This is a genomic window from Moorena sp. SIO3I6 (assembly GCF_010672095.1).
The window spans coordinates 1-7,999 of sequence record NZ_JAAHHU010000229.1; the positions used below are offsets into that span (position 1 = coordinate 1).

3 protein-coding genes are annotated in these 7,999 nt (G+C 40.8%); all 3 read left to right on the forward strand.

What is annotated here, in order from left to right; genetic code table 11:
* Nucleotides 1–330 precede the first annotated feature (330 nt).
* The 3 genes from F6K49_RS32150 to F6K49_RS32160 all read left to right on the forward strand — a co-directional run bounded on the left by F6K49_RS32150 (nt 331) and on the right by F6K49_RS32160 (nt 7,868).
* The gene (locus F6K49_RS32150; protein ID WP_293103155.1) at nt 331–4,476 is read left to right on the forward strand and encodes a baseplate J/gp47 family protein; all 4,146 of its coding nucleotides are present in this window, start codon (nt 331–333) and stop codon (nt 4,474–4,476) included.
* A gap of 15 nt (nt 4,477–4,491) precedes the next feature.
* Complete coding sequence (locus tag F6K49_RS32155) at nt 4,492–7,407, forward strand: hypothetical protein (protein ID WP_293103159.1); 2,916 nt, start codon at nt 4,492–4,494, stop codon at nt 7,405–7,407.
* A 221-nt stretch (nt 7,408–7,628) separates the two neighbouring features.
* Nucleotides 7,629–7,868 carry a hypothetical protein gene (locus F6K49_RS32160; RefSeq protein ID WP_293026180.1) on the forward strand — a complete coding sequence of 80 codons (240 nt, stop codon included), beginning with the start codon at nt 7,629–7,631 and terminating at the stop codon, nt 7,866–7,868.
* Nucleotides 7,869–7,999 lie beyond the last annotated feature (131 nt).

Genomic DNA, 7,999 nt, shown 5'->3' on the forward strand with positions numbered 1-7,999 from the left:
TTTGGCAAAAGGCTTTTCCTATACAAACTGAGCGAGAACGTGGGACGTCAAGTTTTTTGATCACACTAATCATATCAAGTTACTTTTGTCAAGTTTTTTGTAAAGAAATATGTTTATAAAGCATAGCTTTTTTAAGGGGGACCAACGGGGGATCTCCGAGTTTGAAGACACGCCCTAGCCCATTAGCTGATAGCTGAGCGCTGACGGCTGATAGCTGAATGCTTACAATTTTATTTTCGTTCCTTATATGAATATTTATTACTTTATTTAAGATTGGCTTGTTAATAAAGTTTACATCCGCCATCTTGATCAATGATGTAGAATTTAGTTATGAATACAAACAAGAAAATTATACATCAAATTTTTCGGGATGGCGTTAGTCAGCGCGGACGCTTGCTAAGGGAACTCGAACCAGATTATGTGGGAGTAGATGAGCGGGATGTTTATGATTTACTCACCTTCGTACAAGAGTATGCCACAAAACTCAACTATTACGATGAGTCCAATCGGATAAATGGTAATTGGTCGAGTTTCTTGGCGGGAGATGTTGAGCAAATGGTTGCTTACATTAATAACCCGGAAAGTTTCGCAGACGAGCCATCGACACAGAGTAAATTAGCTCAACCTCATCTAGTTTTGTTGTTCACGTTTTTACAATTATTACGCTATCCTCAGCAACAGTTCAAGGCACTGACCCAAAGATATCTCGATTTTTACTATAAAGAGGTACTGGCGTTAACGACAAAAGAGGAAGTTCCAGACAAGATTCATGTAATTTTTGAGCTGGCGCAAGGAGAAGAAGCCCATCTTATTAACAAGGGTACTTTGCTCAGTGCTGGACAAGATAGTGAAGGGGTTAATATTAACTATGCCACCGATGAAGATATAGTTGTTAATCAAGCTCAAGTAGCCAGCATCAAAACGTTATTTATAGAAAAAAATTCTATTGGTTTAGAAGAAATTCATAATCAAGATAATAAGAGCGATCAAAGTTTTGAAAATATGCTGCGATGGGCGGTTGGCAGCCCCAACCAAGGAGACCAACTTCCTAAGATAAATGTTCAAGTTGATGGTCAAACTGTTGATGTTGATGTTGATATTAATTATCTCAAAGGAACTATTTATCAAGCGACTCAAGATAATCAACAAACAGATAATAACATAACCTCTTATATTACTTATATTACAGAACAATTATTTTTCCTCAACACAGACGATTTTAACTATTGCTTTGATATCCATGATAGGCAAATAAATAAAGCCCAAGCAGATAAAGAAGAACCTACAGAATTAGAATGGAACGAAGTTTATAAAATAATAGAAAAAGCCTACAGAAAAAAAATTACCATGGGGAGGCGTAATGCCTTAAAAGAAAAGCGAGAACAGTCTGGTTTCGAGAGCATGATGCAATTGGCTCTTGGTCATCCTAATCCTGGTGATGATTTGCCGGAAATGCCTAATGGTTATACAACCCTCCAAGAGATATTTGATCATCTTGACCAAGAGCGAGTTATTAGATATGTCAAAGAAGAACTGTATCTGAGTGTGGCAGATTTCCGGAAGATTATGGAAATCCAAGCTACTACAGAAAATACTAACTGGAAAGAAGTCTATCGCCTCGTTGAGAAAGCGCAAACAAAAAAAAGGAACTTTACTTACCCTCCCATTGGAAAAACCGAAATTAAGAATATCCATGCCAGTTCTATAATTGAGGCAGAAGAGGGACAAGCAACTAAAGCACAACGTTTTAAGACTTTTGGTAACATTACTCAAACCCCGCAAAAGTCCATCGGTTTTGCCGTTACTTCTCCCGTCTTGTTGTTACAAGAAGGAACACGTAATATTACCCTTACCTTCACCGGTGAAGAAAGGACTTTGAATCGGGATAAGTTCCAGGCAATACTAAGTAGTGAAAATGGCCCTTTTGAAATTTACTTGAGTAGTGAAGCGCAATGGATACAGCCGGAATCCTTTGAATATGAAATTGGCGTTTTTCTTGTAGAAGAACCACTAGTCTCTTATAGCAGTACAGAAATATCTCTGGGTTCCACTGCTTCGGACAACGATAACTTGACAAGCGTTTCTTTTCGTGAAGGCTCTGAACATACCTTTTCTGCTAGCAACGTGAAGCAACTTCTTGTCTGGAATGACGGCAAGATATTCCAGATTACAGGATTAGTTAACAATAAAAAAGCTAATATACAGCAAATTGGTATCGGTAATTTATCTCAAGATGCTGTTAGTACTGGCCAGATTAAGCTCTATCGTACTTCTGCTATTTATTTCAACAGTTTGCAGTTTAAATTAACCCTCGATCCCACCCTACCTGCTATCTTGCCACCCCAACCAGATGAATCAACTTTTTTCCTGGACACTCCCTATCCAGTGGTAAAAATTCTGTTGAAAGAAATATCATCAGCAGAAAATACCCAGGAAAAACTATATTACGATCAATTGAAATCGGTACGCTTAGAAAAAGTAAACATACAAGTTAAAGTAGAAAATAGTCAAGATGTCCAACTGCGGAACGATAACTCAGTACTAAATACCAAAACTCCTTTTCAACCCTTTGGCAATAATCCTAAAGCAGGTTCGGGGTTTTACTTCGCTAATCGAGAAATTAGCACCAAAAAATTAGATAGTCTTGCCATTAATATGGAGTGGATGGGACTTCCTCAAGACTTTGCCACCCATTATCATGCATACAATAGCACCGAGGTAATTCCGGAGGCAATTACTAATAACAGCTTTAAAGCCAGTTTGAAGCTTTTTAATAACCGAAGCTGTGTGGAGATTGAAAGCTCCAAATCTATCTTTACCCAAGAAGACAATACTTTAAGTAATCCAATTCACCTCAATTATCAAATTCCAGGCTATTCTCTCGACACTTCTTCCTATGAAACCGATACAGATGATCCTTTTGAACAAAGAAGGTATTTTCAACTGGAATTAGCAAGCCCAGATTTTGCATTTGCCCATGATTTATATCCAGTAGTATTAAATAAGGTGGCTTTGGCAACGAATGATGATATCAAAATCCTAACCGTTTATCCCCCTTACACCCCGCAAGTTAAAGCCATCTCCCTCGACTATACCGCCTCAGAGGAGATTGACCTAAAAAACGCCCCAAATCAACCTCACTCTAGTCAAATCTTCCAACTTCATCCCTTTGGCTATGCCGATATCCTTTCTCTCAATCAAGACAACAAATATAAACTCTTACCGAACTATCACGAAGAAGGCACTTTATACATTGGTATCCGCAATCTGCAACCACCCCAAAACATTTCCATCCTCTTCCAAATGATACCGGGGAGTGGCAATGGGGAACTAATTCCACCACAGATTCACTGGAGTTACTTGAGTGGTAATTCTTGGCAAGAATTTAAAGATACAGAGATGCTTTCCGATAGTACCAACGGGTTAGTGGATTCGGGGATTATCCGCTTGAGTATCCCTGAGGGAGCCACCAGTCAGCAGCAATTATTACCCAGTGGTTTACATTGGTTACGAGCCAGCGTTACGGAAAACGCTGCTGCCATTCCTGATACTCTGGACATCAAAACCCAAGCTGTCAGGGCGACCTTTGTGAATCAGGGGAATGCAGCCGACCATTTAAGTAAACCGCTCCCAGCTAATTCCATTCAAGGATTTGTAACACGGGATCCCGCCATCAACACAGTACAACAGCCCTATAGTTCCTTTGGCGGTAAACCAAAAGAAGACAATCGCGCCTTCACCATCCGGGTGAGTGAAAGACTGCGCCATAAACAGAGGGCTATAACTGCCTGGGATTACGAACGCCTGGTATTGGAACATTTCCCCCAAATCTATAAGGTGAAATGTATCACCTCTGCTGCTGGCAACCACAATCCTGGTGATGCCAAGGTAACTGTGGTGGTAATTCCCGACGTGGCGAATACTGCGCCTTTCTTTCCCCTGGAACCCAAAGCACCTTCCTACTTACTAAAGGAAATCCAGGTATACCTGCAAAACTATACCTCCCCATTTGTGCAAATCGTGGTGAAAAATCCCCGCTACAAACCCATTCAATACAAAGTGGGTATCCGTTTTCGCGCTGGATGTGACCAGGGGTACTATCTCAAACAACTCAATGAAGATATTAAACGCTTTTTGTCCCCGTGGGCCTATGAAGAACAAGCATATATTACCTTTGGTAGTTCAATCCATAATTCCTCAGTGATCCATTTTATTGATAAAAGACCCTATGTAGATTATGTTGGCTATCTCAAATTAATTGAGCAAGTCGGCATTAAAGCTGGATCTGGCGGCAAGTCAGATATCTATTATCGGGTGATTCCGTCTAATCTTGCCCAGGTGCAACATCCTGATTCAATTTTGGTTTCTGCCCCTCAACATATTATCTACCTGATGGGCACAGAAAAATCTTATGATGAAGAGGATTTTGAGGGGATTGGTTATATGAGTATTGTTACTGATTTTGAAGTTAGTTAAAAGGAGTTAAAGAGCATGGTTCAAAAGAAGAGAAGTCAACTAAAACAATTATTCAAGACAGGTAAAAAGCCTTCTCAACAGGATTTTGCCGACTTTATTGATTCCACCCTCAATATAAAAGATGATGGCATAGAAAACCCGGCTGGGGCAGATACTCCCCTCAAGATTACCGCCCCCCTCAAGATTACCGCCCAAGGTACGGATGAGAAACTGTTGGATTTTTATGCGGGTGATACGAAGACTTGGAGTATTAATCAAAAGCGTGATGGAAACAAGGTAGGTTTAAATATATCTCATTCTGCTTCTGGTGAAGTTAGCAAGAGCAAGCTTTTTATTGACAGCAGTAACGGGAATGTCGGACTGAGTATCGATCATCAGCCGACGGCGAAACTCCATATTCAGCAGACGTGTCATGAAGATGCTTTGCGGATTGCTGGTGAGTTAAAGGATACGATTTTTCTGATTAATAAATATGGCAAGGTGGGGATTGGGACGGATTGTCCAGAGGCCAAGCTGGAAATTAAAGGAAATGAACCTGTCCTGAAGATTTGGGGTCAAGGAGATAATGATAATGCAACCATTCAATTGCGAGAATCGACCGCAGCAAACTGGGGTTTTGACCTTAAGTACATTGGGAATCCAGACAACAAATTCTATATAGAAAGCTATAGCGACTGCGTTTCAAAAGGAAAACATTTAACCATTGATAGAGAATCAGGCAATGTGGGGATTGGGACGACCTGTCCAGATGCCAAACTAGAAGTTAAGGGAAATTTAAAGCTATGCTACGGAGTAGCGGTGAATGCATTTTCTTGTGATGGTACTCTCGAAGGTTGTAGCGATCTGGCCATACCAACGGAAAAAGCAATTAAAACCTATGCCGATACTAAAGCACTTCTCAATGGTTCTCCGAGTGAGAATTTTTCAACCAAAAACCTAACTGTAAATGGAGTAATTAAACCAAGTGCGGGTAATAAAAAAAACAACGGTATTTTCTTTACTAAAGAACCGGATTATGGGAGTAAAGATGCTGCCTGGATCAGGTATTACCGTTGTGGAAATTCAGGAGAAAATACGACACTGGAGATAGGGACATCGAATGATTGTGACGATCATATTGTCTTAATGCCTGGAAAGGGCAATGTGGGGATTGGGACGACAAATCCAAGGGCTAAACTCTCTATAAATGGCGGTTTGCACGTTGGTGGTGATTGCGAGCCAGGGAATAACAACCTACTGGTAGATGGGCGTACAACCACAAAGGAATTATCTGTCTCAGGAAGTCTTAGCTTTGATACACCGACAAGACAGATAATTAACATGTGTAATAATAATTACGGGATAGGGATACAGGATAGCACTCAATATTTCCGCACTGACAATAATTTTGCTTGGTACAAAGGTGGTACTCATGATAAAAATGAACTGAACCCTGGTACTGACGGAACAGTACAGATGGTTATCAAAGATTGCCATGTGGGGATTGGGACGATAGATCCAGGGGCAAAACTAGAAGTGAAGGGCAATCTCAAGCTACTAAAGGGAGTAGCGGTGAATGAATTTTCTTGTGATTGTACTCTCAAAGATAATAGCGATTGTGCAATACCAACGGAGAAAGCAATTAAAACCTATGCCGATACTAAAGCGCTTCTCCATGGTTCTGTGAGTCAGGATTTTTCAGCAAAAAACCTAACTGTAAATGGAGCGATACAACTAAGTTGTGGTGATACTGCCTGGATCAGATATTACCGTCGAGGAGGTGAACCAGAGGCAAGGACACTGGAGATTGGAACATCTAATCATTGTGACGATCATATTGTCTTAATGCCTGGGAAAGGCAATGTGGGGATTGGTACGAGCAATCCAACTCACAAGTTTCATGTCCTAGCATCAGATGCAGTAGGCTTATTTCAATCTTGCACTAACCTAGCCTTCTTAGAACTTTCCACCAACGAAGGATTGAATAATCGGGTAGAAATTGCCAATAAACCTGGTGGGCGATTGAGCTTTTCTACAGCAGAAGCGTGTGATGTATTCAACGTCACCAAAGATGGTAATGTGGGGATTGGGACGACAAATCCAGGGGCAAAACTAGAAGTGAAGGGCAATCTCAAGCTACAACAGGGAGTAGCGGTGAATGAATTTTCTTGTGATTGTACTCTCGAAGGTAATAGCGATCGGGCAATACCAACGGAGAAAGCAATTAAAACCTATGTAGACACAAAAACACGTTTTTCTGGTTCTGCGAGTCAGGAGCTTTCAGTAAAAAACCTAACTGTAACTGGAGCGATACAACTAAGTTGTGGTGATGCTGCCTGGATCAGATATTACCGTCGAGGATGCGAACCAGAGGCAAAGACACTGGAGATTGGAACATCTAATCATTGTGACGATCATATTGCCTTAATGCCTGGAAAGGGCAATGTGGGGATTGGTACGGATAGTCCAGAGGCAAAGCTGGATGTGTCAGGACAAATTAAAGGTGGCGGGGTTTTGGCTGGAATATGGGCAGCCCAACCAGAGACTGATGTTTCTATCACATGCGCGGGGTGGGAAGATGTTTCCGATACATCAGTTACTTTCACCCTAGATAGAAAAGCAATAATTTTTTGTACCTATTCAATTAATGTCCAACCAGAGGGGAATTGTAAAGGTCGTAATCTCGTTGCAACAAGGCTAGTCGTGGACGGTAATGGCTGTCCCCAATCTGGTTCGCACTTTCAAGCCCATAGCTCTAATCATCCTAATGTGAATTTGAATGGCAATCTCGTCTTGCCGCTTGGGACAGGTGAGCATACCGTTAAGCTCCAGTCGAAGAAAGTTGGCGACAATGTGGCAAGGTGGAATAGCAACCCATCATGCCTAGATGGCTTCGGTGGCGGAAGAACACTTGTGGTCATGGCATTTTACTTACCAATAATAGGTGTTTAGTGCGATCGCCGATATTGTAGGGTGCGTTAGCGGTAGCGTAACGCACCATCTCCAAATTTCAACCGAACCTGAATCTAAAAATTAAAGGAACATGAAACAACAACTGGAGAAACGTCTAGCCGAACTCAAAACAGTTGGTAGGCACTGCCCACCCTACATGAACCAAGTGAGATCGCTCATGCTATAATCAAAACACCTAATAGTAAACGAGGAAAATTGTAATGAAAAATAAAGTCATAGATGTGACAGATCTAAGTCCGAAACAGATTGCTATGCTTGAAGAAATTATTGCTGCTTTTAAGGCGGTTTCTCAACAGAATAGTTTTTCACAAGATATAAGTAAAAAAGAAGACAAAGAGAAAGAAGACTTGAAGCAACTTCATCAAGAGTTTGATTGGTTGGTTGCTGACCTTGGTGTAAAAGAACCACTTACTAGAAGTAATGTCTATGGCATCGAATAAGAAAATAAAACGGTATTTAGACACTAACATTCTGGTATATTCAATTGATTTAAGTAAGGATAATAGGCAAAAACATCGGGCAGCTTTAGAAATTTTAAGACCTAGTCAAAGAGAAGTTATCTGTCTGTATT

Coding starts and splice junctions, on each gene's coding strand:
- F6K49_RS32160 (WP_293026180.1), top strand. CDS start 7,629: ATGAAAAATAAAGTCATAGATGTGACAGATCTAAGTCCGAAACAGATT.
- F6K49_RS32150 (WP_293103155.1), top strand. CDS start 331: ATGAATACAAACAAGAAAATTATACATCAAATTTTTCGGGATGGCGTT.
- F6K49_RS32155 (WP_293103159.1), top strand. CDS start 4,492: ATGGTTCAAAAGAAGAGAAGTCAACTAAAACAATTATTCAAGACAGGT.